Genomic DNA, 26,977 nt, shown 5'->3' with positions numbered 1-26,977 from the left:
CCAAGTTACTTAATAGCTTTAAGCTGAATTCAAAAGCCCTGCCGAATCGGCGGGGTTTTTTATTTGTGGCAGTCGACATATCGAAGTTTCTCGCTAAGATCCTAAGCGATTTGAATCTGGGAGCTTAGATCTGTCATCTGCTAAAATTGTCGGATGACATAGTAAGATTTAATCCACGCACGAAGTAGTCGGAGTAAAAGATGAAGTTCGTAGATGAAGCGGTAGTAAAAGTTCAGGCTGGTGATGGCGGTAGTGGCGTTGTCAGTTTCTGGCGTGAAAAATTCATCACTAAAGGTGGCCCTGATGGCGGTGATGGCGGTGACGGTGGTGATGTTTATATCCAAGCTGATGAAAACCTAAATACCCTGATTGATTACCGTTTCCAGCGCTTCTACGAAGCTGAGCGTGGTGAAAACGGTCGCGGTGGTAACTGTACAGGTAAGCGTGGTAAAGACATCGTTCTTCGTGTACCTGTGGGTACGCGCGCTGTGGATATCCACACAAATGAAATCGTGGCGGAAGTTGCTGAACACGGTAAGAAAGTGATGATCGCAAAAGGCGGTTGGCACGGTCTAGGTAACACGCGTTTCAAATCTTCAGTAAACCGCGCGCCTCGTCAGAGAACATTGGGTACAAAAGGTGAAGTACGCGAAATTCGCCTTGAGCTATTGCTTCTTGCTGATGTGGGTATGCTTGGTCTACCTAATGCTGGTAAATCAACCTTTATCCGCGCAGTATCAGCAGCAAAACCGAAAGTCGCTGATTACCCATTCACGACTTTGATCCCAAGCTTGGGTGTCGTAAGTGTCGTACCAGAGAAAAGTTTTGTTGTTGCAGACATCCCTGGTTTGATCGAGGGTGCAGCAGATGGCGCTGGCCTTGGTATTCGATTCTTGAAGCACTTAGAGCGTTGTCGAGTGTTGCTGCACATGATCGATATTATGCCAATTGATCAGTCCGATCCGGTGCAAAATGCATTGACGATCATTGATGAACTAGAACAATACAGCGAAAAACTGGCAAGTAAGCCGCGCTGGTTAGTGTTCAACAAAGTTGATCTAATGCCTGAAGAAGAAGCGAATGAGAAGATCCAAGAAATCTTAGACGCACTAGGTTGGGAAGACGAGTACTTTAAGATCTCGGCGATCAATCGTAACGGTACTAAAGAGCTTTGTTACAAACTGGCTGACTTTATGGATAACCTACCTCGCGAAGAGGAAGAAGTGGCTGAAGAAGATAAAGTTAACTTCATGTGGGATGATTACCATAAAGATGCGATGGCGGGTAAAGACGTTATCACTGAAGATGACGACGACGATTGGGATGACTGGGACGATGAAGAAGATGACGGTCACGTTGTCTACGTTCGTGACTAATCAGAACGGTCAAACAATGCCTGTTTGCCTATAATTCATTAAGCCGCAATTATTTATTGCGGCTTTTTTTGTATCTAAATCATATTTAGGTGATGTGATTTACGGCACAATAACCGATACGTCGTGTTTTTTGAGGGTTAGTTTGGCCCTCGCGCGTATGAATGAGTAACACCCTAAAAGGAATTAGACTTATTTATGACTCTAGAAACCATACCGCCTAGAGAGTTGGCGGTATCTACTCAACGATCGATTTCTCGTCTTGTCGCCCAAGCCGGACAAATGCTACTTGCTCATGGTGCTGAAAGTACTCTTGTGAGCGATATTATGCGTCGTATTGGCCTAGCTTGTGGGGTGAATGAAGTTGCGGTAGCACTATCAGCTAATGCATTGGTTGTGACGACGATAATGGATGGGCATTGCATCACCACCACCCGAAGCTGCGCTGATCGTGGCATCAATATGCGCGTTATTACGCAAATTCAACGAATCTGTATCATGATGGAGCGTGGTTTGCTCGATGCAACCATGGCGCAGAAAAAGCTGAACGCTATCAGTCCAGAGCGTTATAACCGCTGGTTGGTGGTGTTTATGATTGGCTTGTCTTGTGCGGCATTCAGTCATCTAGCTGGTGGTGATTGGGGAGTCTTCATCATGACCTTTTTAGCTTCAGCTGGTGGCATGATAGTTCGCCAAGAAATTGGTCATCGTCATTTCAACCCTCTATTGAACTTTGCTGCGACCGCTTTTGTGACTACCTTAATTTCAGCACAGGCGGAAATTTACCAAATCGGTAATCTACCTACCGTAGCAATGGCATCGTCAGTATTAATGCTTGTACCTGGTTTCCCACTCATTAACTCTGTCGCAGATATGTTGAAAGGCCACATTAATATGGGCATTGCTCGATTTGTGATGGCTAGTTTACTAACGTTGGCGACATGTTTGGGGATCGTTGCTGCGATGAGTGTAACTGGAATTTGGGGGTGGGCAATCTAATGAGTTTATTTGAATTGATGTTTGGCCTGTTGAATGACATGTTTTTTGCGGCGATTCCCGCCGTAGGATTTGCATTGGTTTTTAACGTGCCACAAAGAGCTTTAGTGTATTGCGCTGTTGGTGGTGCGATTGGTCATGGTAGCCGCTACTTGATGATGCAGTTTGGCATTCCTATTGAGTGGGCAACCTTTTTTGCCGCGACGTTAGTTGGGATGATTGGTGTGTACTGGTCTCACCGTTTTCTCGCGCATCCAAAAGTGTTTACTGTGGCTGCTTTGATCCCGATGGTGCCGGGTGTGTTTGCGTACAAAGCAATGATCGCTATGGTAGAAATCAATCATGTTGGCTACTCACCCGAGCTTGTCGCAACCTGTATGGAAAACTTTCTTAAGGCCATGTTTATTATTGCAGGTTTAGCTGTTGGTCTTGCGGTTCCAGGGCTGTTATTCTATCGCCGCAGACCAATTGTATAAGGACCTAACATGATCATTAGTATGATTGCCGCGATGGCCGACAATCGCATCATTGGCAAAGACAATCAAATGCCTTGGCATCTTCCCGCCGATTTCGCTTGGTTTAAGCGTTGTACCATGGGAAAACCGGTTGTGATGGGACGCAAAACCTATGAGTCTATTGGTCGCCCTTTACCTGGTCGCTTGAATATTGTTATCAGCCGTGATGAGACACTAAAGATCGAAGGCGTCACTACCGTAACATCGATTGAGCAAGCTTTGGACGTGGCTGGTGACGTGGAAGAAGTGATGATCATTGGTGGTGGTGCGATTTACGCATCTTGTCTGCCTATGGCCAATAAACTGTATGTAACACACATTGAAGCGGCCATTGATGGTGATACTCAGTTCCCAGATTGGGGAGACGAGTTTAAGGAAACTTACTCAGAAATATATCAAGCCGATGAGAAGAACGCCTACAACATGCGTTTTACGGTGTTAGAGAAGTAATTCGAGATTAAAACGGGGTAATGCCGTTCGTATAGCAGCGAGCGGTCATCCCAACCTACCGTCATCCTGAAAAGCGACGAACGAGCGAGGTTCAGGAGCCTCTATACGAGTACTTTGTTGTCAAAGGTATTTCTATCTGTTCGCAGCGCGAGGATATTAGATTCCTAGTCTCGTTAAGGCTCGTTGGAATGACCCTACAGGAGGTGTTAAGTGACAGGTATTCCTCCTACTATGGATTATCGACTGTTATTCAGTGTTTAACTTAACGCATCCTGAGTAAAAATTTTCTTATCTTCCCAACGGATCATGGTTAGGCTTCCGCCCCAAACACAGCCAGTATCTAGCCCGATGACTTCGTTGTTCATATAACCTTGCAGTGCAGCCCAGTGCCCAAAGAGCACCGCTTTGTTTAAGTGGATACGTTTAGGCACCTCAAACCATGGAATAAGTTCGTTACCGGAAACTTGTTGCGGTGGCAATTTACAATCCATATCCAAACGACCATCAGGGAAACAAAAGCGCATCCGCGTAAAAGCATTGATAATATAACGGTATCGGTCCAAACCCTGTAGAGAGTCATCCCAGGAATCAGGTTGATTGCTGTACATGTTTTTTAATAGCCAAGGCAGCTCTTCACTTTGGATGATGCGCTCAACTTCACGGGCACACTTTCTCGCTGTTTTTAGATTCCACTGCGGTGATATGCCAGCGTGACACATCACGAACTCGTCATGCTCGGCCAATAGAGGTTGCTGAGCTAGCCATGTCAGTAGTTCCTCTTTGTCAGGGGCCGTGAAAATAGGTGCGGTTCTATCTTTGTCTTTGACCTTTTTTATCCCGTGAGCCACTGCGAGAAGGTGAAGGTCGTGATTACCAAGCACCACGATTGCGCTTGCGCCAAGTGACTTCACAAAGCGTAACGTTTCTAGTGATTTAGGCCCTCTGGCGACCAAATCACCAGCAAGCCAAAGTTGGTCTTTTTTCGCAGAGAAAGATACTTTTTCTAGTAATCGCTGCAATTCATCAAAACAGCCTTGGATGTCACCAACAATATAGGTAGCCACTGAATCTCCAATTTACTAATTTAAAACATTTGGAACAGCCAAGCGAAATGGTTCGATTTCGGTGATGAACTCTTGCCCTTTCTCATCCAGCATTTTGTAGTGTCCTTGCATAACGCCGACAGGGGTTTCTAACGCGGTTCCGCTACTGTACGTGTATTCATCATTGCTTGGAATAAAGGGCTGCTGGCCTACCACTCCGTCACCTTCAACCGTCATTTGCTTGCCATTCGAGTCTGTGATTAGCCAGCGGCGGCTCACTAACTGTACGGTTTGTTGGCTAAGGTTTTTGATGGTGATGATATAAGCGAAAACGTAGCGTTGTAGCTCTGGGTTGGACTGTTCTTCGATGTATTTGGTGTGAACTTGAATTTTGATGCAAGGTTGAATGACGTCCATGTGCACTCCTCAGAAACGTAATATCCCAATAATAATAAGCCAAACCTACAAGGGTTTGGCTTATTGTTTGAGTTCTTAGTGCTGCGGGTTATCCGCAAGCCAGTTCGCCATTGCGACGAATTGTTCTAGCGTCAGGTTCTCTGGACGCATGCTTGGATTAACACCTAGCTCTTCTAGTACTTCTGTGCTTAACAACGATTTGTAGCAGTTACGAACTGTTTTACGACGTTGGTTAAAGCCTTCACGACAAACGCGATCGAGCAAACGCAGATCTTTCGCCGGGCATGGCAGCTCTTCGTAAGGCACTAAACGAACAACGGCAGAATCCACTTTCGGTGGTGGAACGAATGCCGTTGGCGGTACTTCCAGTACCGGTACTACTTTACAGTAGTACTGAGCCATTACCGTTAAACGGCCGTAAGCTTTGCTGCCAGGGCCGGCGGCTAAGCGGTTTACCACTTCTTTTTGCAGCATAAAGTGCATGTCTTGAATGTCTTTATGGAACTCAAAAAGGTGGAACATCAATGGTGTAGAGATGTTGTATGGCAAGTTACCAAAAATGCGCAGCTTGTTGTTTGGCTTCACTAATTGAGTGAAGTCAAAACGCATAGCGTCACCCTCATGGATGGTCAACTTATCCGCCAGTTCAGGGTGAGTACGTAGGCGTTCTGCCAGATCGCGGTCTAATTCGATAACTGTGAACTTATCCACTTCACGACCTACCGGCTCAGTGATTGCACCAAGACCAGGACCGATTTCAACCAGGTTTTGACCTGGTTTTGGGTTAATCGCTGATACGATTCCATCAATAATGTATGGATCGTTCAGGAAGTTTTGACCAAAACGTTTACGCGCTTTGTGTCCTAAATGGACATCATTTCTCATTGTTTCTTCTCTACCAAATCTATCGCATGCGTGAGCGCTGTTCGGAAACTCCCTGTATCCGCTTGACCTGTCCCTGCCAGATCTAATGCAGTACCGTGGTCCACCGATGTTCTAATAAAAGGTAGACCAAGAGTAATATTTACTGAACGACCAAAGCCTTTGTATTTTAATACTGGCAATACTTGATCATGGTACATGCCTAAAACAGCATCAGCATCATTTAAATATTTTTCATTGAAAATGGTATCAGCCGGCAGAGGGCCGATCAGGTTGATACCTTTTTCTTGTCGAATTTTTTCCAGTGTCGGAGTGATGGTTTCGATCTCTTCACGACCTAAGCAGCCATCTTCGCCAGCATGAGGGTTAAGCCCGCAAACGTAGATGTTTGGTTGTGCGATAGCAAACTTTTCTACAAGGTCTTTATGAAGAATATCTATGATTTTTTCTAATCGCTCTTCGGTGACTGCTTTGGACACATAAGCTAAAGGAATATGTGTTGTAACCAGAGCCACGCGTAGTCCTTCCGTTGCTAGCATCATTACGACTAGCGGCGTTTGTGACTTCTCGGCGAAAAATTCAGTATGACCACTGAATGCAACACCTGCGCGATTAATCACCCCCTTATGAACAGGGCCGGTGACAATAGCATCAAATTCATCATTCATACAGCCTAAAGCCGCTCTTTCTAGCGTTTTTAATACATAGTGGCCATTCGCTTCATTGAGCTCGCCTGCGACCGCAGGTTCCGATATTTGGATATGGTCAACGATAAGCGTGCCCGATTTTTGTGCTTTAGGTGTTTCTTCTGGATTGTAATCAGACAGTTGGACTTCGATGCCAAGCTGCTTGGCTCGCTCCGTCAGCATATTCTTATCGGCACAGACGACAATTTGGTGCGCCCAATCTTCTTTCGATAGGGCAAGCACTAAGTCTGGGCCGATACCCGCAGGTTCCCCTGCGGTTACGACAATTCTACGAATTGTATTAGTTGTCATTGTTGTCATCCACGATTTCAACAAACGCACTTGCGCGTAGCTCTTGCATCCATGCGCCCGCTTCTTCATTAAATTTACGGTTAAATAGAATACGGTAAGCTTTGTTCTTCATCGCTGAGTCAGTACGGTCAACTTGGCGACGATCCAACACTTCAACGATATGCCAGCCGTGAACGGTTTTGAACGGTTCGCTGATTGAGCCAACTGGCAGAGTTTCTACTTGGTGCTTGAATTCTGGCACGTAAAGATCTGGCGTTTGATAACCTAGTTCACCGTCTTGTGCTGCCGAGCCAGGATCTTGACTGTATTGTGTTGCCAATTGAGCGAACGTTGCTTCACCGGCTTTGATGCGGCGTACAAATTCATTCAGTTGCTTCTTCGCCCCTTCGTCGCTCAGAATCACGGTTGGTTTAATCAAAATATGACGCGCATTTACTTCCGTTACCGCAACCGTTTCTAGGCCTTTTACATCCTCTATTTTTAGGATGTGGAAACCAACGCCACTACGGAATGGACCAATAATGCTGCCTTTGTTTTGCATCTTGATCTGATCAGCAAAGATGGTCGGCATCTCTTCTTTACGCATCCAGCCCCAGTCACCACCTTGTAAAGCTTTAGGACCTTTTGAGTAGGTGTAGGCCATCTCCGTAAAGTCTGCACCTTCGTTTAGCTTTTTCGCGAGCGCTTTAGCTTCTGCTTCTACAGCAGATTTTTCTTTATCGTCAGAGAAGCGCAGTTGAATGTGTCCAATTTTGTATTGAACAGTCGCATTGGTTTCTTGTGATAGTTGCTCAGCAAGGCTATCGACCTCTGCTGGAAGGATATTAATACGGCGACGAACCAGTGCATTGCGGGCTTCTGATGCGGCGATTTCCTTACGAATTTGTTCGCGGAATTCTGGGTAACTTAAACCTTCACTTTCTACAGAAGCGGCGAGTTGTTCTACCGATTGCTCATTATTACGTGCGATCTCTGCAATCGCTTGGTTTAAACGGTTGTCGTCAATACGCACACCAATACGGTCTGCTTCTTGGCCTTGCAACGTGTCAATGATAAGTTTTTCAACGACTTGTTCTTTTAACACGCTTGTAGAAGGTAAGCTCTTTCCACTTTGACGAGCGTTGGCTTGCAGCGTTTTCATCGCTGTTTCGATGTCGCTTTGTAGAACTACACCGTCGTTCACGATGACCGCAACCTTATCGATCTCTACTGGTGCTGCAACCGCTCCGCAAGAGAGTAGGGTCGTGAATAAGATTGATTTCCAAATTTTCATTTAAAATTCCGTCAGTATTTTTGAATAGGCGTCTTATTCATTTAAGACGCCTATTTTGATTAATTGTTCAGATAGAATGGGCGGCCGTACTTAATCGCGTTGTCAGAACCATCCAGTTCTTTGACAGCAGTGTCTTCACGCTGGTTGGTCGCAAAGCCTTGAATACCGAAGTTAACGCTGAAGTTATTTTCGTATTCAGGTGATGCCCCGGTGCTGCCGATAGCTTGGTCTTCCCAACCAAGCAATTGGTTTGAGTAAGTGACGCCAATGTACCAACAGTCAGATTGGTAACGTAGGCTCGCTAACCATTCTAGGTCCGCATTTTCATTGAGGTCGTAGTAGTATTGACCACTCGCAGACCAGTTCGGGTTGAACTCGTAGGCCGCTACAATACCTGCTTGAGAAATACCTTTACGAGTAATTGTGTCTAGGTTTTCGAGAATGATCGTATCTTCGATGTATTCACGCGTAACGTAGCGATAGTTACCCTGAATAAAGCCGCCGTTGAATTGGTATTCCAAGGTACTGTTTGCCAACTGCATGGAGCTCAAATCAATATCGTATTGAATTCCACCGTGATAGAACAAGTAATCGTTGTAGTTGAAATCAGCTTCAATCGCCCATGATGAGTAATTGGTTGTCTCATCCGGAAGATTTGGGCTGTTGCTCAGTTTGGTCTTTTTATCGAAGTAGTAAATCTGACCAAATGAAACGTTAAGACGCTCTTTATAGTCATCATCAAAGAAGCGAGTACTCGCACCGTAGCTTAACTGGTTCGCCGAGGCGATTTTATCAATGCCACTGTACTTACGACTGCGGAATAGCCCGTAGTAGTCGGTTTGTAGCAAGGTGGTATCGTAGTTGTAGATGTTGGTTTGATCTTCTTCAGGTACGTACAAGTACTGCAGCTGAGGCTCCAGTGTTTGTGTGTAGCCCTTGATCCAGCTTGTATCTCGCTCTAAGTAAAGTTGCGCATGCGTACGGAACTCAGGAATAACACGAGAAACTTCATCATCCAACTGGTTTTGCAAGTTTACATCTGTCAAACCCGTTAAGTCTTGAGAGTAATACGTAGAGAGCACACGCGCTTCTGTTGTCCACGTTGCCCATGAGTTTGAGAGTGGTAATGTAAGCCCTGGTTCAATGTGAACACGGGTCGCATTTGGTCGCGCAGCATCGCTCGTATCGAAGCGGCTGACTTGGCTCTTCACGTCAAAGTTAAGGTAATCTCCCCACAACGGCGTGTAGTAGTTCAAGTCTAACTGAGGAAGCAGGCGATAAGGGCGGTTCTCTTCTTTCAATAAGATTTGGAAGTCACGAACGGTTAACGAGGCATCCCAGAAGTCAGAACGATATTGTACTTGTCCTTCTTGAACCAGTTGACCATCTTCACGGTTACCAATGTCGGAGTCGAGATCGAGGAAGTAATCAATATCACTCACTTTTGAGTAATCGACTTTGACTATCCACTGTTTATTGATGATACCGTCGTGTTTAACTTGGTAGCCCCAACGAGACTCGTCCTGGTATTTGCGATCACTATTGAGGTATTCGCCTTTGATTTCCCCATTTCCCCAACCATCTGTTAGGTAGCGGAAGTCAGTATCGAGTTTTGTACCACGTTGCTGCATATAGAGCGTGGTGAGTGTCATGTCATATTGAGGCGCGATGTTCCAATAGAATGGCACCTCGACTTCCATACCATCACTAGAACCGTACGATAAAGAAGGGAAGAGGAAACCCGTTTTACGCGTATCTCCAATTGGCATGGTTAGATACGGCACATAGAAAACAGGCACATCTAACACTTCAAATCGAGGATGGTGCAGCGTCGCTGTCTCTTCATCTTGGTCAACATCGATGCCTGACGCAACCAATCGCCATGAATTATCGCCTTGAGGGCACGATGTGATAGAGCCGTCTTCGAGTTCATAAACCGACTGACCTGTGCGAGCGATATAGGCTGCAGTGCCTCGGCCTTGTTGGCAAAGGAACTGATAATCAGTGTTCTCAAGTGAAAACGTATCTTGATTAATGTCGTTAGTAACACGATCAGATCGAGCTTTGACTTGGCCGTCATTGAAAGTCACGTTGCCTTCGGCAACCACGACGTTGTCTTGTTGGTGCAGCGTTACGCTATCTGCGGTAATTTTCTTCTGGCCTTGGGTGACTTGTACATTACCTGAGTACTGAGCTTTGTCACCATTGATGGCTTGCAGGGTGTCAGCTTCTACCACTACTGGGGTATTAAGAGCGTCCTCCTCGCCACTTGTATCGACCAAACATTGATCTGTGGCGGGCATTTCCTGCACACTATCATGGATATTCGCTTCAGCTTGAGTGGTGGGTACAAACAAGGCGGTGCTGATAGAGGCCGCTAAAAATGTGCGGGAGAAATGTTGCATTGAATTGAACTTTCCTGTGTCACTACTACTCGATGGCTATAGGGCTTGTTGTACCCTAGCGTAATAGCCAAATGAATCAACTATAGTCGCATTTATCCCAGCGTATTGATTCACTGTGGCATAATGACGACAAAATAGCTGCAAAGATAAGCAGGCGAAATGGCCTAGCCGAAATAAAACTAATTCCATTATCATAAAGGAAATCGTTGCATCCGGCACTATAAGACCGCCGTCGTCGATAAAAATTCATTGATAGAGAACACATAATGCATATTTTTGGCAAAATTCTGGGTGCCTTTTTTGGCTTGTTACTTGGCGGGCCGCTAGGTTTACTCTTTGGCTTATTTATTGGCCATCAATTCGATAAAGCACGTCGCTTGAGTCAAGCCGGGTTCTCTACTGGCGGCTTTGGAAAAGGGCCAAGTCAAGCTCAACGCCAAGAAGAGTTTTTTAAAGCGGCGTTTGCGGTAATGGGACATGTGGCAAAAGCGAAAGGCCAAGTCACCAAAGAGGAAATCCAACTGGCTTCTGCCATGATGGACCGCATGAATTTGCATGGCGAACAGCGTCGCGCAGCGCAAGACGCGTTTCGTGAAGGTAAAGACAGCGACTTTCCGTTAGAAGATGTTCTTGTTCGTGTGAAAATTTCGACAGCTGGTCGCTTTGACTTGTTGCAATTTTTCTTAGAGCTGCAAATCTCGGCGGCCTTTGCAGATGGCTCAATCCACCCGAGTGAACGAAATGTACTACACAAAATTGCACGTGGTTTGGGTTTCTCTTCTGAGCAATTAGAGCGTCGTTTGCAAATGCAAGAAGCCGCATTTCGTTTCCAAAGCCAGGGCGGTTTTCATGGTCAGCATCAAGGCCAATCTTCAGGTGGTAGCTGGCAACAAGCTTCACAAGCGGATCAGTTGGCCGACGCGTACAAAATTCTGGATGTGTCTTCAGATGCAGACAGTAAAACCGTTAAGCGTGCTTATCGTAAACTGATGAACGAGCATCACCCGGACAAATTGATGGCTAAAGGTTTACCACCAGAGATGATGAACGTCGCGAAAGAGAAATCTCAAGAGATTCAAAACGCTTACGATCTTATTAAGAAGGTTAAAGGCTTTAAGTAGCCGGACGTTTTCTATCAAACATTTGGATGTAAAAAAGGGCACTCAGTGCCCTTTTTTTCATGTCTTAGTCTTTGAGTTGCCGGTGTCTTTAGCTTTTGGCCTATTATGTCCCTAATGCTAATTGACCTCACATCCCCCCAGTTTAGTTGGCTTGATTCAAGTCCCAATCGTATTCGTATTTCACTTTGCCAGAGAAGTTTTTGTATTGCGGTGCGTACTTTGCGATGTGTTTGAAGATTTGTTTTTCTCCACCAAAGTCCGTTGCAAACCAATCATAAATAGAAGACAGCTGTGCCGTGTTACCTTGGATAGATACGCCTTTGCTGCTGTTGATAAATGTTTTGGCGGCACTATCCAGTAGAGCTTGCGTGTTGTCAGCAGTGAATGCTTGAGCTTGTAGGTTAGGGCATCCCAAACTTGCACAATTTACGGCGTAATGCGTTCTTGGGTCATTCCAAATTGGACGCAAAATTCGATGTTCAATATCGTTTAAAGTTAGATCCTTCCCATTGACCACGACCACATCGTCTCCCCAAGGACCAAAGCTAAATAAACCACCTAGCTTGGTGATTGATTCGACTGGATAGTTATCCAAAATAAGATCTACCGTGATGGCGTTGTAAAGGTTTACCCAATAGGCATATTGCTCTGCTTGGTTGTATTGTAGAGGGTCTAGTTTTGCCAAACGCTGGATGTATTGTTTCAGCTTAGTTTTATCGACAGAGGAGACTTGGCTATAACGAAACAAGGTATTCTCACCTTGTTCAACCAAATAAGCATCGAGCAATTGCTGCCAATCTTGATGAGAGATTTGACTTTGATTAGCCTGATTCGATTGTTTCCAATACGGCCATAAGTCGGATTTAGGTGCGGCAAATGTTGATAAAGAAACCAGAGCACACAACAGCAATAACAGATGCTTCATAGAGATACCTTTGAATGAGATATTGTTGATAGTGTAGACCAGTTTAGTGCTTGTTTTCTTTCAGTAATCAGTGGCCTTTATTCGCCGTCATTCTGAGGAGCATAAGCGATATCAGGAATCTAATACCCACAAACTCTTGAGTAAAGACAGTATGAATCTGCACAGTGCGCTCTGGCAGTAGATCCTGAATTACACTCCTTCGTCGCTGTTCAGGATGACGAATTTCAACAGAGGCGTTCGGTATTCTGTAAGCAAAGCGATATGAGAATGGTTACCCAAAACATTAAAAGGGCCGACAATTGCCAGCCCTTGATTTGTGTATTTACTAACGCGTCTTAACGCAAGAAGCTTGGAATATTCGCTTCGTACTCGGCAATCTTATCTTCGTGCTGAAGGGTTAGACCAATGTTGTCCAAACCGTTTAGCAAGCAATGACGACGGAACGAATCGATTTCAAAGCTGTACTCTTTGCCGTTGGCACGAACCACATTCGCTTCTAGGTCGACCTCGACTTCTGCACCTTCATTCGCCTCAACAAAATGGAAGATTTCATCCACTTCTTGCTCAGTCAAGCGAACTGGTACCATTTGGTTGTTGATCGAGTTGCCGTAAAAGATATCGGCAAAGCTTGGTGCGATCATCGCTTTTATGCCGTAATCCGCTAGTGCCCACGGTGCGTGCTCACGAGATGAGCCACAGCCGAAGTTTTCACGAGCCAGCAAGATAGAAGCGCCTTGGTAGCGAGGTGCGTTCATCACGAACTCTGGGTTCGGTTGTTCGCCAGCATCGTCTAGGAAGCGCCAGTCATGGAATAGGTGCTTACCGAAGCCTAGGCGAGAGACCTTTTGTAGGAACTGCTTTGGAATGATGGCATCAGTATCAACGTTCGCTGCATCTAGAGGAACAACTAAGCCTGTGTGTTGTTTAAAGCCTGACATTGGTTTGCTCCTTAGTCTAGTTCACGAATATCTACAAAGTGACCAGCAATTGCTGCTGCCGCTGCCATCGCAGGGCTCACTAGGTGGGTACGGCCATCACGACCTTGGCGGCCTTCAAAGTTACGGTTTGAAGTAGACGCACAACGTTCATGTGGACCCAAACGGTCATTGTTCATTGCTAGACACATCGAGCAACCTGGTAGGCGCCACTCAAAGCCCGCTTCTTTAAAGATAACGTCCAAGCCTTCCGCTTCTGCTTGCGCTTTTACTTGCTCAGAGCCAGGAACGATTAGCGCTTGAACGTGAGGCGCGACTTTGCGACCTTTCGCTACTTCAGCGGCTGCGCGCATGTCTTCGATACGTGAGTTAGTACAAGAACCAACGAAGACTTTATCGACGTTGTAGTCAGATAATGACTTGCCTGCCTCTAGGCCCATGTAAGCCAATGCTTTTTCTGCCGATGCTTTTTCTACTGGGTCGGCAAAGCTTTCTGGTGCTGGGATAGGTTGATCTACCGCGATCACTTGGCCTGGGTTAGTGCCCCAAGTGACTTGTGGTTTAATGTCTGCTGCGTTGAGTGTCACGACTGCATCAAACTGAGCATCATCGTCAGTTTTTAATGTCTTCCAGTACTCTACTGCTGCATCAAAATCTGCACCTTGAGGTGAGAATTTACGGCCTTTGATGTATTCGAACGTGGTTTCATCTGGTGCAATCAAACCGGCTTTCGCTCCTAGCTCAATCGCCATGTTACATACGGTCATGCGGCCTTCCATTGAAAGGTCTGTGATCGCTTCACCACAGAATTCAACCACGTAACCTGTACCGCCAGCAGCTGTGGTTTCACCGATGATGGCTAGCACGATATCTTTAGCCGTGATACCCGGAGCCACTTTGCCTTTTACTTCGATCCTCATCGTTTTAGCGCGCGCTTGTTTTAGCGTTTGAGTTGCTAATACGTGCTCAACTTCAGATGTTCCAATACCAAAAGCGAGAGAGCCGAACGCACCGTGTGTAGCAGTGTGCGAGTCACCACAAACAATGGTCATGCCTGGTAGGGTAATACCAAGCTCTGGGCCCATCACGTGCACAATACCTTGGTATTTATGGTTGATGTCGTAAAGCGTAACGCCAAATTCTTCACAGTTTTTCGATAGCGTTTCCATCTGGATACGTGCCATCTCACCGGATGCGTTGATGTCTTTGGTTGTTGTGGAGACGTTGTGGTCCATGGTGGCAAAAGTTTTGCTGACCTGACGCACTTTGCGACCTTTTTCACGCAAGCCGTCAAATGCTTGCGGAGACGTCACTTCATGTACCAAGTGACGGTCGATGTACAAGATTGGGTTTTCCCCTTCTGCTGCGACGGCAACGTGTGCGTCGTAGACTTTTTCGTATAATGTTTTGCCCATTGTTTGCTTCCTTTCCTCGTTATCCTTGTTGCTTTGTTTTAGCACCAATGACTTAGAGGTAAGTCATTGGTGGATAGAGGATTTAGTATTTATTATGAATCTGTTCTGTATTAAGAGTTTAAGATGTACTCAGCGATCTTATCGCCCATCTCAGACGTCGAAAGTGCTGGGTTGTCACCAGCAAGGTCACCCGTAAGCTCACCCGCTGATAGTGCTTTTGAAACTGCCGCTTCAATGTCTTGTGCCGCCGTTTCCTCACCCAGGCTATAACGTAGCATCAGTGCCGCAGACAGGATTTGTGCCACAGGGTTAGCGATGTTCTTACCTGCGATATCTGGTGCACTGCCACCTGCTGGCTCGTACAGGCCGAATTTGCTTTCGTTTAGACTTGCTGATGGCAACATACCCATAGAGCCTGTGATCATCGCGCATTCATCAGAAATGATGTCGCCGAAGATGTTTGAACACAGCATTACGTCGAACTGAGCAGGGTCTTTGATAAGCTGCATAGTCGCGTTATCAATGTACATATGTGACAACTCGACATCTGGGTAGTCTTTTGCGATTTCTTCGACTACTTCACGCCATAAGATAGAGCTTTGTAGAACGTTCGCTTTGTCGATAGAGCACACTTTCTTGCGACGTAGACGAGCAGATTCAAAAGCGATTTTTGCAATACGTTCGATCTCAAAGCGGTGGTACACCTCAGTATCAAATGCTTTTTCTGTTGCGCCTTCACCTTCACGACCTTTCGGTTGGCCGAAGTAGATACCACCCGTCAGTTCACGGACTACCACGATGTCAAAGCCGCGACCCGAGATGTCTGCACGTAGCGGTGAGAAAGCTTCAAGACCTGAGTGAATTTGCGCTGGACGTAAGTTACAGAACAGTTGGAAGTGTTTGCGTAGTGGCAGTAGGGCACCGCGTTCAGGTTGGTCATTTGGTGGTAAGTGCTCCCACTTAGGGCCGCCAACCGAGCCGAATAGGACTGCATCAGACTCTTCACATGCTTTTATTGTGCTCTCTGGAAGTGGGCAACCGTGATTGTCGATCGCGATACCACCGACATCATGCTCGTCACGCTCAAACGCAATACCATGTTTCTTTTCGATTGCATCCAATACTTTATGTGCCTGCGCCATTACTTCCGGGCCAATGCCGTCACCGGGTAGGACGGCAATTTTGTACGATTTGTCTGTCATGTTAATCCTTTAAGTTTTCTAATTTTGAGCTTAATTATTTCAACGAGCGTGTTCTTTCCTGAGCCGTGTAGCCCTGTTGTTATTACACAGTCGCAATCTTTTTCTGCTTCATTTCTTCGATTTTATCTGCACGATGAATGCTGTTAATAACGTGCAATAATGCTTGGCCGGAAGCCTCAACGATGTCGGTGGAAACACCCGTACCGTGGTATTTGCGACCTTTGTAGTTGGCAATGATGTCTGCTTGACCCAAACCATCTTCACCTTCACCTTTCGCGGTTAGGTCGAATTTATCCAGAACGATGTCGTAGCCTGTCACGCGGTAGATACATTGGTACAGCGCATCAACTGGGCCATTACCGACCGCTGCTTCACACATTTCTTCATCACCGCATTGCATTTTGATGCTGGTGGTAGCCATTACGCTGCCAGACTGCACGCTTAGGTAGCTCAATTTGTAGAAGTCATCTTCTTCACGCAAGTTCGAGAAGTGCATTAGGGCTTCTAGGTCGTAATCGAACACTTGGCCTTTGCGGTCAGCAAGTTTCAAGAAATCCGCATACAGTGCGTCTAGGTTGTACTCGTCTTCGTTGTAACCCATGGTGTCCATATGGCTCTTCACGGCAGCGCGACCGCTGCGGCTGGTTAGGTTCAGAGCTTGGTTTTTTAGGCCAATAGACTCAGGGGTCATGATTTCGTAGGTATTCTTATTCTTCAACATGCCATCTTGGTGGATGCCTGAAGAGTGGCTAAATGCATTTGCACCCACAATTGCTTTGTTGCTTTGAATCGGCATATTGCATAGCTGGCTAACCAACTTACTGGTGCGGTGAATTTCATCATGCTTAATGCCAGTGTGAACGCCCAAAAACTCTTGACGCGTCTTGATGATCATTGCGATCTCTTCAAGTGAACAGTTACCCGCTCGCTCTCCAATGCCATTGATCGTGCCTTCTATCTGACGTGCGCCAGCTTGAACGGCGGCAATAGAGTTGGCAACTGACATCCCCAAATCGTCGTGACAGTGAACGGAGATGATCGCTTTATCAATGTTCGGAACGCGGTTAAATAGGGTTTCAATAATCCCACCAAACTCACTTGGTACGGTGTAGCCAACGGTATCTGGAATGTTGATTGTACTCGCACCTGCATTGATGGCGGCTTCTACCATGCGACATAGGTTGTCGATTGGAGTACGACCTGCATCTTCACAAGAAAACTCGACATCATCAGTGTAGTTACGTGCATGTTTAACGGCGTTGACTGCCATTTCTAGTACATCGTCGTAGCTGCGGCGTAGTTTGTCTTCTACGTGAATGGTGGAAGTGGCTAAAAACGTGTGAATACGGAATTGGTCAGCCACTTTTAATGCTTCAGCGGCAGCATCAATGTCTTTCGCAACGGCACGCGAAAGGGCACAAACTCGACTGTTTTTTATGTTTTTTGCGATGGTTTGTACAGACTCGAAATCACCTGGTGAAGAGATTGGGAAGCCAGCTTCGATAACATCAACGCCGAGTCTTTCCAGCGCATAGGCAATCTGCAGTTTTTCTTTAACCGTCAAGCTTGCTGACAACGCTTGCTCGCCATCACGCAATGTGGTGTCGAATATAATGACCTGATCGTTCATGTTTGCTTCCTTCCTGATTTCTGCACTTTCGCGCAAGTGAATCGTTTACTTCCAGTATTTAGATATAAAAAAACCCGCATTCTCATGCGGGTTCTTAGAAATTGGTGTGGTTATTTTTCTTCCACAGCCTACCCGCGCGAACTGGTCACGATCAGGAGGAGGCTAAGCAGGATAGAAAAATGAGCTGACATAGTTGTTAAGCTTTCCACATAATTAAGTTAACAAATTAGTACCGCACTCCATGAAGCGCGTCAACCCTAAAGTCGATTTTTTATTCATATCGGATGAGTCTTTTCGTTTGCTTGAAAAAAATGATGCACTAAGTGAAACGACATGATGCGATAGAAACGTGCTAGAAGAAGTAAGTTCTCATCAAGTTTGCGACGTTTCATTACCAAAACAAGCATCGGGATTGCGACTTGTCACACAAAGGTCCGAATTGTTTGGCAAAAGTTTTGAATGACCATTTATAGTAGTGCAGTTGCACTAGGTAAAAGAAATAAGGGTTAGGGAAAGAATGAGGTTAACAAAACAATTTGGACGTTCAGCCATAGTATTTACTCTGGTCAGCTTGTCGGGTTGTCAGCTGTTTCAATCGCAGACCTATGTGGAAGTGGCTTCCCCCGTTGTTATGAATGATCACTCACAGAGCGTCATGGTCATCAATGATCAAATGGATCGATTTTTGAGTTATGAGGGACGCGAATCGTTCTTGAATCAGATGCTTGTTGCCCTTGAGTCTGACAGCCGAAATAAGTTTAAAGGTAAAGATCCGGAAACGTATTCTTGGTGGAAGATCCGTGTTCAACCTAGTGAGAAACAGCAAGCGGAAGTTTTCCGACCAACCACTGAAGGTGTCGATACTTCAAACCCAGTAGAGTTTATGGATGTCTCTTACCGCTCTAAGACCACATTAAACCTACGCTCCAAACCGAGTCTTGAAGGGGCAAAGCTTGGCGTATTATCGAAAGGGGAAGTCTTTAATGTGCTAGCAAAAGTGGTTGATCAACCTTGGTTTCTCGTTGAACAGAAAGGAGTGATAAAGGGTTATGTCCATAAGGATTATGCGCGCAGCAATGTGATAAATCGTGACATTTTATCTACTCAGCCTAACCCTCTACTAGAGCCTAAATCGAGTAAAACGGAGCAAACGAGTATAGAGCATGAACTGTCGGGAAACTATACTTGCCGCTCACTGAGCTATGAGCTTACAAAAGATGGCGACATGACGACGGGCTCTTTGCGCGCCTGCCGCAAGAAGAGAAAAGTCTGGTATATAGACACCCCTCAACCGCAACCAGCAAACCCTTCTTAATGTTCTATTTTTATGGTTATGCCCAATAGATAAATTGTTGGGCACACCTTAATTTGGCCTTTGTCATTAATTGTCCAAATTCCCGTCATGCTGTTGTCACCTAAACCTCCTACTTTTCACACAAAGGCGTTGTCAAAGTAAGGAAAGGTCACATGCGAACCATAGAGACAATTACACAGCCAATTGCAACCATTGCTAAGTTTGATTTAGCGCTCTCTAGTGTTTGTCTTAAGCACCGTTTTAATCAACAAGTCGCCAATATCAGTAAAGGAGTTTCCCACAGTGGTGACGGGCATCTTTACTTGGTGTTGGGGTTATTAGCTTGGTATTTAGATAAGGAGCAAGGAGTCTGGTTTTTACTGGCGGGTTTACTTGCTTTTGCTATCGAGCTACCAATTTATTGGACGCTGAAAAATAGTTTTAAGCGTCGTCGCCCTGAAGAGCTTAATGCACTCCTTCCTGCTTTTATTACCCCCTCTGATCGCTACAGTCTTCCTTCAGGACACACTGCCGCTGCGTTTGTCATGGCGACGCTGATTGACCATTTCTATCCGAGCCTAGGCGTTGCTGCATTCTTTTGGGCAAGTTTAATTGGAACCGCGCGAATCTTATTGGGTGTGCACTTTTTTACCGATGTCATCATTGGTGCACTGCTTGGCAGTCTTTGTGGTGGATTAGCGATTGCGATGTTAGGAGGCTAATTGATGAAAATCTTGTACGGTGTTCAAGGGACAGGAAACGGACATATTGCACGCGCAAGGGCGATGAGTCATGCGTTTAAAGAGCACGATGTTGAGGTCGACTTTTTGTTTTCTGGGCGAGCGCCGGAAAAATACTTTTCAATGGAAGCATTTGGCGATTACCAGACTCGCCGAGGCTTCACCTTTATTACCGAAAAAGGCTCTGTAAACTACGCGAAAACAGCATTGAATAACAATTTGGTGCAGTTTTTCAAAGAAGTTAAGCAACTCGATCTGTCGTCCTACGATCTTATCATTAATGATTTCGAACCTGTGACTGCGTGGGCAGCGAGACAACAAAATAAGCCTTCTATTGGTATCAGCCACCAAAATGCTTTCCGTTATCCGGTGCCACTAAAGGGAGCAAGTTGGTTAGATAAATCCGTCATTGAATACTTTGCGCCTTCTCAACATCACCTTGGTTTGCATTGGCATCATTTTGATCAACCTTTGTTACCACCAATAGTGCATACCGTCGATAGCCAAGCAGAAAACGACGACTTCGTGTTGGTGTATCTACCGTTCGAATCGATTGAAGATATCTCAGACTTATTGTTCCACTTTAATCAACAAGCGTTTATCTGTTATCACCCGGATGTGATCGAATGTGAGCAGGTAGAAAACATAGAACTGCGCCCTTTATGCCACAGCAACTTCCAGCATCATTTGCATCGCTGTAGTGGTGTCATTGCTAATGGTGGGTTTGAGCTTCCTTCAGAAGCCTTGTCTTTGGGGAAAAAATTGTTACTAAAGCCACTCGCGGGTCAATTCGAGCAGCAGAGCAATGTTGCGACCTTAGAAGATTTAGGGCTTGCGATGTCGATGGAGAGCTTAGACATTTCCGCAGTACGCCAGTGGCTAAAGGAGCAACAAGCCGAAAGTGTGAAATACCCAGATGTTGCTCAGGCTATTGTTCATTGGGTACTGCAAGGTGCATGGGATTCAAAAGCAGAGTTATCCAGACAACTGTGGGAGCAGGTTGATTTTCCAAGTTACGTGTCGAACATTTAAGTACGTTGTTCAGTACACTGTTCCTTCCATTTTTGACACGATTTTGTTGCAGCCTTTCTGTTTAGAAGGCTGCATTTTTATTCTTCCTCTCTCATTTCTATTCAGTGTGTATTTGCTGATAATTTGACTGATAAGTGCAAAATTCAATCAGAGATATAGCTGTCATCTGTTGTTCTTATTCCAACTAATAACTGAGCTAAATGCATGCTTGTGTTGACCGCCTGTCCTATCAATTTGCTAAATACGTCCTCAAAGAATGCATTTTTACGTGTTTTATAGTTTTTTATGTTTTTATCAAGTCTTTGTTATTTAATAAATAAATACCTAATTGGCTAAAATTTACTGATTAAATATCAATCTAGTTGCGAAACCGCAATCGATTAGTTGATAGTACAGTTCGAGCCGGAAGTATCCGGACGATAAATATAATAAAAAGTTAGGTTATCTATTCGTAAAATGATTCGAATCCAGCCGCCGTCTTTTGTGCGAGATGGGATTCTATTCGTTATGAATTTAATGAACAAAGTTGACGATTACAAAAGAGGCGCACTCAATGTTAGAGAAGAAAGACGCGATGAGCGCAATTGCTAGCTACCGTATGGAAAGCACTTTGCGTGGTGTAGATTTAAACCTACTGACTGTATTTGATGCTGTAATGCAAGAGCAAAATATTACTCGTGCAGCACATAACCTAGGCATGTCTCAACCGGCGGTAAGTAACGCCGTGGCACGCTTAAAAGTGATGTTTAACGACGAGCTATTCATGCGCCAAGGCCGTGGTATTCAGCCTACGCAACGAGCACGTCAACTGTTTGGTCCTATTCGCCAAGCACTGCAGCTGATTCGCAATGAACTTCCTAGCTCCGTATTCCAGCCAGAATCTTCGACTCGCTTATTCAAGCTTGCGATTTGCAGCCCTTGCGACATGCGTTTTGCTCCGAAGATCATGGCAAAAGTGAATCAACAAGCACCAAACGTTCAGCTTCACCTAGATGCAGAATTTGACCGTTTGTTGTCTGAGCGTATGCGCTACCAAGAAATTGATTTCGTGATCGACTACGCTCGTTTTGATGAGCAAGGTTTCTCAAGTACTGAAATCTTCAAAGATGAATTAGTGGTTATCGCATCAAAAACACACCCACGCATTCAAGGTGGTGTGACGGCTGAGCAACTGCTTAACGAAAAGCATGCGAAGTTATCGAAAGTGCATGGCCAACGTAGTTTCTCAGAGCAAGCGTACCGTGAACTGGATTGCCAAGCGGCGTATGAAGGTTCTAGTTTAAGCAACCTACTATACGTGGTGGGTCAATCTGAGCTTGTGACTATTGCACCACGTTGGATGGCGGAAAATGCGGTAAACAGCGATCAACTGCAAATTCTTGATTTCCCATTTGCGAACAAAGAAATCAGCGGCTTCTTAAGCTGGCATGAATCAAGCGAAAAAGATAAAGGCCACATTTGGCTGCGCGATCAACTGATGATCACTTGTGGTGAAGTCGTTGCCGCAAAATAAGATGACGTTTGGTCTTCTCGATTAGACCATATTGGTAATCATCAATTTTTACAATTCATTGGTCCCCGAGCGATTTTTGTCTCTCGGGGCTTTTTGTTTTCGTAATCAACAATCGAAACAGTAAGTTAAATAGAGTAATCATTCAGCAATTTGAGTTACGTTACGCGACGTATAAGTGATAGTTGTCTCTTATTAGTGATAAGTTTGATACTGGTCAGTTGCGTTTTAGCAAGCCGTGAGTACACTTGTTCGCTCAATTAGCTTACGCCTGTAAGCCAAAAGGTAAGTAAAAGAATGGCCAAGTTAGATTTTCATATCGTTAAACGTATTCGTGAACAAATTGCGAACGGTGGTACACGCGTTGCACTCAAGCATAAAGTGGGTGAGGAGTGGCAAGGTATTACGTGGACGCAATTTGGTCAGCAAGTTGATGCTTTATCACTTGCACTTTTGGCTCAGGGATTAGGAGTCCAAGATAAGATCGGCATTTTCTCGAACAACATGCCGCAATGGACGATCGCTGATATCGCAGCACTGCAATTACGCAGCGTGACAGTACCTATTTACCCAACCAATACTGCCGCTCAGTCGGCGTACATCATTAACAATGCAGACGTCAAAGTTCTGTTTGTTGGTGAACAGCCTCAATTTGATGCAGCCGTGAGCATTTTCGACCAGTGTGAACAGTTAGAGCTCATTGTTGCTATGTCTGATGATATAGAACTTGGCGATCATGATTTCGTTATCTCTTGGCAAGCATTTGTTGCCAAAGGCGACACTACATATCAAGTTGAATTGGATGCGCGTTTAGATCAGGCAAAAGAAGATGATCTACTCACGCTGATCTACACCTCGGGTACAACAGGCCAGCCAAAAGGCGTTATGTTGGACTACGCAAACATTGCGGCGCAATTGGAAGGGCACGATCAGCGCTTGAGCCTTTCTCAAAGTGACGTGTCATTATGTTTCCTTCCGTTGTCACACGTATTTGAGCGCGCTTGGACCTTTTATGTATTGTACAAAGGGGCGACCAACTGCTATTTGCAAGACACCATGCAAGTACGTGATGCACTGAGCCAGGTGCGACCTACCGTGATGTGTGCCGTACCGCGTTTCTATGAGAAGATCTTCTCTGCGATTCACGAGAAAGTGTCTCGCGCGCCGATTCACCGTAAGATTATGTTTACTTGGGCAGTCAACATGGGCGCAAAAATGGCCGCTTGTCATCAAGAAAAGCGTCAGCCATCGCTCTTGCTGCGTAAGTCATACGCTTTGGCGGATAAGTTGGTTCTGAGCAAACTGCGTGCGCTACTTGGCGGGCAAATCAACTTTATGCCTTGTGGTGGTGCAAAGCTGGATGAAACCATCGGTCGATTCTTCCATGCGATTGGTATCAACGTTAAGTTGGGCTATGGCATGACTGAAACCACGGCGACAGTATCGTGTTGGGATGATAAATGTTTTAACCCCGACTCTATTGGTATGTCGATGCCTGGCGCACAGGTTAAGATCGGCGAAAACAACGAGATTCTGGTTCGTGGTCCAATGGTGATGCGTGGCTATTACAAAATGCCAGAAGAGACGGAAAAGACCTTTGATGAGCACGGTTTCCTAAAAACGGGCGACGCTGGTTACATTGATGAAAATGGCAACTTGTTCATCACCGATCGTATCAAAGAGTTGATGAAAACTTCAGGTGGTAAATACATCGCTCCACAAATGATTGAAGGTGCGATTGGTAAAGACCACTTCATCGAGCAAATCGCAGTCATTGCGGATACTCGTAAGTTTGTTTCTGCGCTTATCGTGCCTTGTTATGACTCGCTAGAAGAGTACGCGAAAGAGCTGAATATCAAATATCACGATCGCGTTGAGTTGATTAAGCACCACCAGGTGGTCGAAATGCTTGAGAAGCGTGTGAACGATCTTCAAAAAGAGTTGGCAAAGTTTGAACAAGTGAAGAAGTTTAAATTGTTACCAAGAGCTTTCTCTATGGATGATGGTGAGTTAACGCCAACTCAAAAACTTCGTCGTAAAGTCATCAGTGACAAATACCAAGATGAAATTGAAGAAATGTATAAGGAAAAGTCGGATAAAAAGTAACTTAAGCTGACTTAGATTTTATATTGATGAAAAAATCCTCAGTGATGTGATCGCGCATTGCTGGGGATTTTTGTTTGTATTGATTTTTTCTGTTCTGCTCGTCAAATAACGCTATTTCGCACCCTGTAGCTAAAAGCTTATGAAATAATGTTCTTTTTTTAAGCGTTAATTTTTTAGGTTGTACTGTGAAATAGGAGATGTGTGGCTGCTATTCCTACTAACATTCTAATTACTAGTATCTTGTTTAAAAAGTAGACCAATCTCTCATTAGACCCTTTGATAATAAAACGTTACATTTGTTGGGTAACCTTGCGGGATGTTATGACGAACGCAAGACATAGCCGAAAACGTGGAAGTATTTCGATTAGGCTACGAATAAGACCTAGACTATGTAAAACCAGACCAATCCGTTGACCTTACGGTGAGGAAACTGGCTAAGGAGAGCAATTATGACAGCAATGTTGTCAGGCGCAGAGATGGTGGTTCAATCTCTGATAGAAGAGCACGTAGAGCAGATCTTTGGCTACCCAGGTGGCTCTGTTTTGGATATCTACGATGCACTGCATGCCAAAACCGATCAAATCAAACACGTACTTGTAAGGCATGAGCAAGCCGCCACTCATATGGCAGATGGTTACGCTCGAGCTACCGGTAAACCGGGTGTCGTACTTGTGTGCTCGGGGCCGGGCGCGACCAATACCATTACGGGTATTGCGACAGCGTATATGGACTCTATCCCAATGATCGTTATCTCGGGTAACGTACCGAATAGCCTAATTGGTAATGATGCTTTCCAAGAGTGTGACATCGTCGGTGTCTCCCGCCCAGTGGTCAAACACAGCTTTTTAGTAAAAAAAGCGGAAGATATTCCTGAAACAATCAAAAAAGCGTTTTATATCGCGACTACAGGTCGACCTGGTCCAGTTGTGATTGATTTGCCAAAAGATGTAATGAACCCGCAAATCAAACTGCCTTATCAATATCCAGAAACGCTTTCAATGCGCTCTTACAAGCCGACAACTTCGGGCCATAAAGGCCAGATTAAAAAAGCGCTTAAATCGCTATTAGAAGCGAAAAAACCAGTGCTTTATATCGGTGGTGGTGCGGTGATTTCTGGCGCCCATGAACATATTTTAGAGCTTTCCGACAAACTGAACCTACCCGTTGTGAGTACTTTGATGGGCTTGGGGGCATTCCCGGGTACACATAAAAACTCACTGGGCATGTTGGGTATGCACGGCACTTACGAAGCTAATATGGCAATGCATGAAGCGGATCTTATTTTTGGTATCGGTGTGCGTTTTGATGACCGTACAACCAACAACCTTGAAAAGTACTGCCCAAACGCAAAAGTGATGCATATTGATATCGATCCGTCATCGATCTCGAAAAACGTGAAAGTGGATTTGCCGATCGTAGGTTCTGCGGAAAAAGTGCTGACAACCATGCTCGGGCTGCTTGCAGAGCAAGGTAGTGGAAATGATCAAGATGCTATCACCGCATGGTGGGATGACATTCAAGTATGGCGTGACCGTAACTGCTTGTCTTATGAAACGTCTCCAGAACGAATCAAGCCACAGCAAGTAATTGAAACGCTGCACAAGCTAACTAATGGTGACGCATATGTGGCGTCTGATGTGGGCCAGCATCAGATGTTTGCGGCGTTGTACTACCCATTCAATAAGCCGCGCCGTTGGATAAACTCTGGTGGTCTTGGCACCATGGGATTTGGTCTTCCGGCTGGCATGGGCGTGAAGTTTGCCATGCCACAAGAAGAGGTCGTGGTTGTGACTGGTGACGGCAGTATTCAGATGAATATTCAAGAATTGTCGACAGCCATGCAATACGACATTCCGGTGAAGATCATCAACCTGAACAACCGATTCTTAGGCATGGTAAAACAGTGGCAAGACATTATTTATCAAGGTCGTCACTCTAATTCTTACATGAGTTCTGTTCCTGACTTTGCAGCGATTGCAGAAGCTTATGGTCACGTCGGTATTCGTATCGAAACGCCTGATCAGCTCGAAGAAGGGCTACAAAAAGCGTTGGATATGAAAGATCGTCTGGTGTTTGTGGACATCAACGTAGACGAAACCGAACACGTATACCCGATGCAAATCAAAGGTGAGGGTATGGATAAAATGTGGCTAAGCAAAACGGAGAGAACTTAATATGAGACACATTATTTCATTGCTATTGGAAAACCAACCGGGTGCGTTGTCTCGTGTTGTTGGTTTGTTCTCTCAACGTGGTTACAACATTGAATCTTTGACGGTATCACCGACTGATGATGAAACCCTGTCGCGAATGAACATTACCACGACATCTGATGAGATGCAGTTGGAACAAATTCAGAAGCAGTTACACAAATTGATCGATGTGCTGAAAGTACAAGAAGTCACCGAGTATGAGCACATTGAACGTGAACTGATGATGGTGAAAGTGAAAGCCAGTGGTTTTGCGCGAGCAGAAGTGAAGCGGACGGCAGACATCTTTCGTGGCCAGATCGTGGATGTCACGGCTTCTCAATACACCGTACAACTTGCGGGTACGAGTGAAAAGCTAGATGCCTTCATTCAAGCGATATCCGAAGTGACCGAGGTTGTCGAAGTTGCTCGTAGTGGTGTCGTTGGCATTGCGCGAGGAGAGCGAGCCCTCAAACCTTAACTCTCTGATTGCATATAGAAAAGCCACTTAATCTAAGTGGCTTTT

Annotated in this window: 23 protein-coding genes; 12 read left to right on the top strand and 11 right to left on the bottom strand. The window is 45.3% G+C overall.

The window, feature by feature from the left end; all coding sequences use genetic code 11:
* The first annotated feature begins 200 nt into the window (after positions 1-200).
* The 4 genes from cgtA to folA all read left to right on the top strand — a co-directional run bounded on the left by cgtA (position 201) and on the right by folA (position 3,334).
* Entirely contained in the window at positions 201-1,376 is a 1,176-nt protein-coding gene (gene cgtA / locus R7P67_RS15545; RefSeq protein ID WP_005383091.1) for an Obg family GTPase CgtA, read from the top strand.
* 195 nt (positions 1,377-1,571) lie between these two features.
* The gene (locus R7P67_RS15540) at positions 1,572-2,372 is read left to right on the top strand and encodes a threonine/serine exporter family protein (RefSeq protein ID WP_318086023.1); all 801 of its coding nucleotides are present in this window, start codon (positions 1,572-1,574) and stop codon (positions 2,370-2,372) included.
* Positions 2,372-2,845: a threonine/serine exporter family protein gene (locus R7P67_RS15535; protein WP_053306852.1), complete on the top strand. Its 474-nt coding sequence runs from the start codon at positions 2,372-2,374 to the stop codon at positions 2,843-2,845. The genes R7P67_RS15540 and R7P67_RS15535 overlap by 1 nt, the downstream gene beginning before the upstream one ends.
* Positions 2,846-2,854: 9 nt before the next feature.
* Positions 2,855-3,334, top strand: a complete 480-nt coding sequence (gene folA / locus R7P67_RS15530; RefSeq protein ID WP_262652830.1) for a type 3 dihydrofolate reductase — start codon at positions 2,855-2,857, stop codon at positions 3,332-3,334.
* A 257-nt stretch (positions 3,335-3,591) separates the two neighbouring features.
* Here folA and apaH read toward each other — a convergent pair whose 3' ends face one another.
* From apaH to lptD, 6 genes are all read right to left on the bottom strand, one after another.
* Complete coding sequence (apaH, locus tag R7P67_RS15525) at positions 3,592-4,398, bottom strand: bis(5'-nucleosyl)-tetraphosphatase (symmetrical) ApaH (RefSeq protein ID WP_053306853.1); 807 nt, start codon at positions 4,396-4,398, stop codon at positions 3,592-3,594.
* 15 nt (positions 4,399-4,413) lie between these two features.
* Positions 4,414-4,794 (bottom strand): Co2+/Mg2+ efflux protein ApaG, encoded by a 381-nt coding sequence (gene apaG, locus R7P67_RS15520; protein WP_005379668.1) that lies wholly within the window; start codon positions 4,792-4,794, stop codon positions 4,414-4,416.
* A gap of 75 nt (positions 4,795-4,869) precedes the next feature.
* Positions 4,870-5,679: a 16S rRNA (adenine(1518)-N(6)/adenine(1519)-N(6))-dimethyltransferase RsmA gene (gene rsmA, locus R7P67_RS15515; RefSeq protein WP_005379669.1), complete on the bottom strand. Its 810-nt coding sequence runs from the start codon at positions 5,677-5,679 to the stop codon at positions 4,870-4,872.
* Entirely contained in the window at positions 5,676-6,674 is a 999-nt protein-coding gene (gene pdxA / locus R7P67_RS15510) for a 4-hydroxythreonine-4-phosphate dehydrogenase PdxA (RefSeq protein ID WP_053306854.1), read from the bottom strand. Before pdxA ends, rsmA begins: the two co-directional genes overlap by 4 nt.
* A complete protein-coding gene (surA, locus tag R7P67_RS15505) occupies positions 6,664-7,947 on the bottom strand; it encodes a peptidylprolyl isomerase SurA (protein WP_005379672.1) in 1,284 nt (427 codons plus the stop codon). Before surA ends, pdxA begins: the two co-directional genes overlap by 11 nt.
* 59 nt (positions 7,948-8,006) lie before the next feature.
* A complete protein-coding gene (gene lptD, locus R7P67_RS15500; protein ID WP_005379673.1) occupies positions 8,007-10,352 on the bottom strand; it encodes an LPS assembly protein LptD in 2,346 nt (781 codons plus the stop codon).
* Between the two features lie 266 nt (positions 10,353-10,618).
* Between lptD and djlA the strand changes: the two genes are divergently transcribed.
* On the top strand, positions 10,619-11,473 hold the full coding sequence (gene djlA, locus R7P67_RS15495; RefSeq protein WP_005383076.1) for a co-chaperone DjlA: 855 nt from the start codon (positions 10,619-10,621) through the stop codon (positions 11,471-11,473).
* Between the two features lie 142 nt (positions 11,474-11,615).
* Here the strand turns inward: djlA and R7P67_RS15490 are convergent, their stop codons facing one another.
* From R7P67_RS15490 to leuA, 5 genes are all read right to left on the bottom strand, one after another.
* The gene (locus tag R7P67_RS15490) at positions 11,616-12,398 is read right to left on the bottom strand and encodes a DUF547 domain-containing protein (protein WP_262652829.1); all 783 of its coding nucleotides are present in this window, start codon (positions 12,396-12,398) and stop codon (positions 11,616-11,618) included.
* A 335-nt stretch (positions 12,399-12,733) separates the two neighbouring features.
* Positions 12,734-13,336, bottom strand: a complete 603-nt coding sequence (gene leuD / locus R7P67_RS15485) for a 3-isopropylmalate dehydratase small subunit (RefSeq protein ID WP_042522424.1) — start codon at positions 13,334-13,336, stop codon at positions 12,734-12,736.
* Between the two features lie 11 nt (positions 13,337-13,347).
* Positions 13,348-14,748 (bottom strand): 3-isopropylmalate dehydratase large subunit, encoded by a 1,401-nt coding sequence (leuC, locus tag R7P67_RS15480; RefSeq protein ID WP_213969670.1) that lies wholly within the window; start codon positions 14,746-14,748, stop codon positions 13,348-13,350.
* A gap of 110 nt (positions 14,749-14,858) precedes the next feature.
* Positions 14,859-15,950, bottom strand: coding sequence for a 3-isopropylmalate dehydrogenase (gene leuB / locus R7P67_RS15475; RefSeq protein WP_005379683.1), 1,092 nt, complete (start codon positions 15,948-15,950; stop codon positions 14,859-14,861).
* 82 nt (positions 15,951-16,032) lie between these two features.
* Complete coding sequence (gene leuA / locus R7P67_RS15470; RefSeq protein WP_005379685.1) at positions 16,033-17,580, bottom strand: 2-isopropylmalate synthase; 1,548 nt, start codon at positions 17,578-17,580, stop codon at positions 16,033-16,035.
* Positions 17,581-18,097: 517 nt separating this feature from the next.
* Here leuA and R7P67_RS15465 point away from each other — a divergent pair.
* The 7 genes from R7P67_RS15465 to ilvN all read left to right on the top strand — a co-directional run bounded on the left by R7P67_RS15465 (position 18,098) and on the right by ilvN (position 26,932).
* The gene (locus tag R7P67_RS15465) at positions 18,098-18,895 is read left to right on the top strand and encodes an SH3 domain-containing protein (protein WP_047101941.1); all 798 of its coding nucleotides are present in this window, start codon (positions 18,098-18,100) and stop codon (positions 18,893-18,895) included.
* Positions 18,896-19,047: 152 nt separating this feature from the next.
* Positions 19,048-19,596: a phosphatase PAP2 family protein gene (locus tag R7P67_RS15460; RefSeq protein WP_033906038.1), complete on the top strand. Its 549-nt coding sequence runs from the start codon at positions 19,048-19,050 to the stop codon at positions 19,594-19,596.
* Between the two features lie 3 nt (positions 19,597-19,599).
* Positions 19,600-20,646: an MJ1255/VC2487 family glycosyltransferase gene (locus tag R7P67_RS15455; RefSeq protein ID WP_005379691.1), complete on the top strand. Its 1,047-nt coding sequence runs from the start codon at positions 19,600-19,602 to the stop codon at positions 20,644-20,646.
* A 553-nt stretch (positions 20,647-21,199) separates the two neighbouring features.
* Positions 21,200-22,159: a LysR family transcriptional regulator CalR gene (calR, locus tag R7P67_RS15450; RefSeq protein WP_005379693.1), complete on the top strand. Its 960-nt coding sequence runs from the start codon at positions 21,200-21,202 to the stop codon at positions 22,157-22,159.
* Between the two features lie 294 nt (positions 22,160-22,453).
* Positions 22,454-24,262, top strand: a complete 1,809-nt coding sequence (locus R7P67_RS15445) for an AMP-dependent synthetase/ligase (protein WP_262652827.1) — start codon at positions 22,454-22,456, stop codon at positions 24,260-24,262.
* Positions 24,263-24,711: 449 nt separating this feature from the next.
* Positions 24,712-26,436: an acetolactate synthase 3 large subunit gene (locus tag R7P67_RS15440; protein WP_005379695.1), complete on the top strand. Its 1,725-nt coding sequence runs from the start codon at positions 24,712-24,714 to the stop codon at positions 26,434-26,436.
* A gap of 1 nt (position 26,437) precedes the next feature.
* Positions 26,438-26,932 carry an acetolactate synthase small subunit gene (gene ilvN, locus R7P67_RS15435; protein ID WP_005379697.1) on the top strand — a complete coding sequence of 165 codons (495 nt, stop codon included), beginning with the start codon at positions 26,438-26,440 and terminating at the stop codon, positions 26,930-26,932.
* Positions 26,933-26,977: the final 45 nt, after the last annotated feature.

The organism is Vibrio sp. Vb0937, from assembly GCF_033338855.1.
Note: the sequence above shows the minus strand (reverse complement) of the source record. Positions and strands in the feature narration are given on the sequence as shown.

What these genes read in the sequence shown, in the direction of transcription:
- cgtA (WP_005383091.1), top strand. Translation starts at nt 201, where the DNA reads ATGAAGTTCGTAGATGAAGCGGTAGTAAAAGTTCAGGCTGGTGATGGC.
- R7P67_RS15540 (WP_318086023.1), top strand. Translation starts at nt 1,572, where the DNA reads ATGACTCTAGAAACCATACCGCCTAGAGAGTTGGCGGTATCTACTCAA.
- R7P67_RS15535 (WP_053306852.1), top strand. Translation starts at nt 2,372, where the DNA reads ATGAGTTTATTTGAATTGATGTTTGGCCTGTTGAATGACATGTTTTTT.
- folA (WP_262652830.1), top strand. Translation starts at nt 2,855, where the DNA reads ATGATCATTAGTATGATTGCCGCGATGGCCGACAATCGCATCATTGGC.
- apaG (WP_005379668.1), bottom strand. Translation starts at nt 4,794, where the DNA reads ATGGACGTCATTCAACCTTGCATCAAAATTCAAGTTCACACCAAATAC.
- rsmA (WP_005379669.1), bottom strand. Translation starts at nt 5,679, where the DNA reads ATGAGAAATGATGTCCATTTAGGACACAAAGCGCGTAAACGTTTTGGT.
- pdxA (WP_053306854.1), bottom strand. Translation starts at nt 6,674, where the DNA reads ATGACAACTAATACAATTCGTAGAATTGTCGTAACCGCAGGGGAACCT.
- surA (WP_005379672.1), bottom strand. Translation starts at nt 7,947, where the DNA reads ATGAAAATTTGGAAATCAATCTTATTCACGACCCTACTCTCTTGCGGA.
- lptD (WP_005379673.1), bottom strand. Translation starts at nt 10,352, where the DNA reads ATGCAACATTTCTCCCGCACATTTTTAGCGGCCTCTATCAGCACCGCC.
- djlA (WP_005383076.1), top strand. Translation starts at nt 10,619, where the DNA reads ATGCATATTTTTGGCAAAATTCTGGGTGCCTTTTTTGGCTTGTTACTT.
- R7P67_RS15490 (WP_262652829.1), bottom strand. Translation starts at nt 12,398, where the DNA reads ATGAAGCATCTGTTATTGCTGTTGTGTGCTCTGGTTTCTTTATCAACA.
- leuD (WP_042522424.1), bottom strand. Translation starts at nt 13,336, where the DNA reads ATGTCAGGCTTTAAACAACACACAGGCTTAGTTGTTCCTCTAGATGCA.
- leuC (WP_213969670.1), bottom strand. Translation starts at nt 14,748, where the DNA reads ATGGGCAAAACATTATACGAAAAAGTCTACGACGCACACGTTGCCGTC.
- leuB (WP_005379683.1), bottom strand. Translation starts at nt 15,950, where the DNA reads ATGACAGACAAATCGTACAAAATTGCCGTCCTACCCGGTGACGGCATT.
- leuA (WP_005379685.1), bottom strand. Translation starts at nt 17,580, where the DNA reads ATGAACGATCAGGTCATTATATTCGACACCACATTGCGTGATGGCGAG.
- R7P67_RS15465 (WP_047101941.1), top strand. Translation starts at nt 18,098, where the DNA reads ATGAGGTTAACAAAACAATTTGGACGTTCAGCCATAGTATTTACTCTG.
- R7P67_RS15460 (WP_033906038.1), top strand. Translation starts at nt 19,048, where the DNA reads ATGCGAACCATAGAGACAATTACACAGCCAATTGCAACCATTGCTAAG.
- R7P67_RS15455 (WP_005379691.1), top strand. Translation starts at nt 19,600, where the DNA reads ATGAAAATCTTGTACGGTGTTCAAGGGACAGGAAACGGACATATTGCA.
- calR (WP_005379693.1), top strand. Translation starts at nt 21,200, where the DNA reads ATGTTAGAGAAGAAAGACGCGATGAGCGCAATTGCTAGCTACCGTATG.
- R7P67_RS15445 (WP_262652827.1), top strand. Translation starts at nt 22,454, where the DNA reads ATGGCCAAGTTAGATTTTCATATCGTTAAACGTATTCGTGAACAAATT.
- R7P67_RS15440 (WP_005379695.1), top strand. Translation starts at nt 24,712, where the DNA reads ATGACAGCAATGTTGTCAGGCGCAGAGATGGTGGTTCAATCTCTGATA.
- ilvN (WP_005379697.1), top strand. Translation starts at nt 26,438, where the DNA reads ATGAGACACATTATTTCATTGCTATTGGAAAACCAACCGGGTGCGTTG.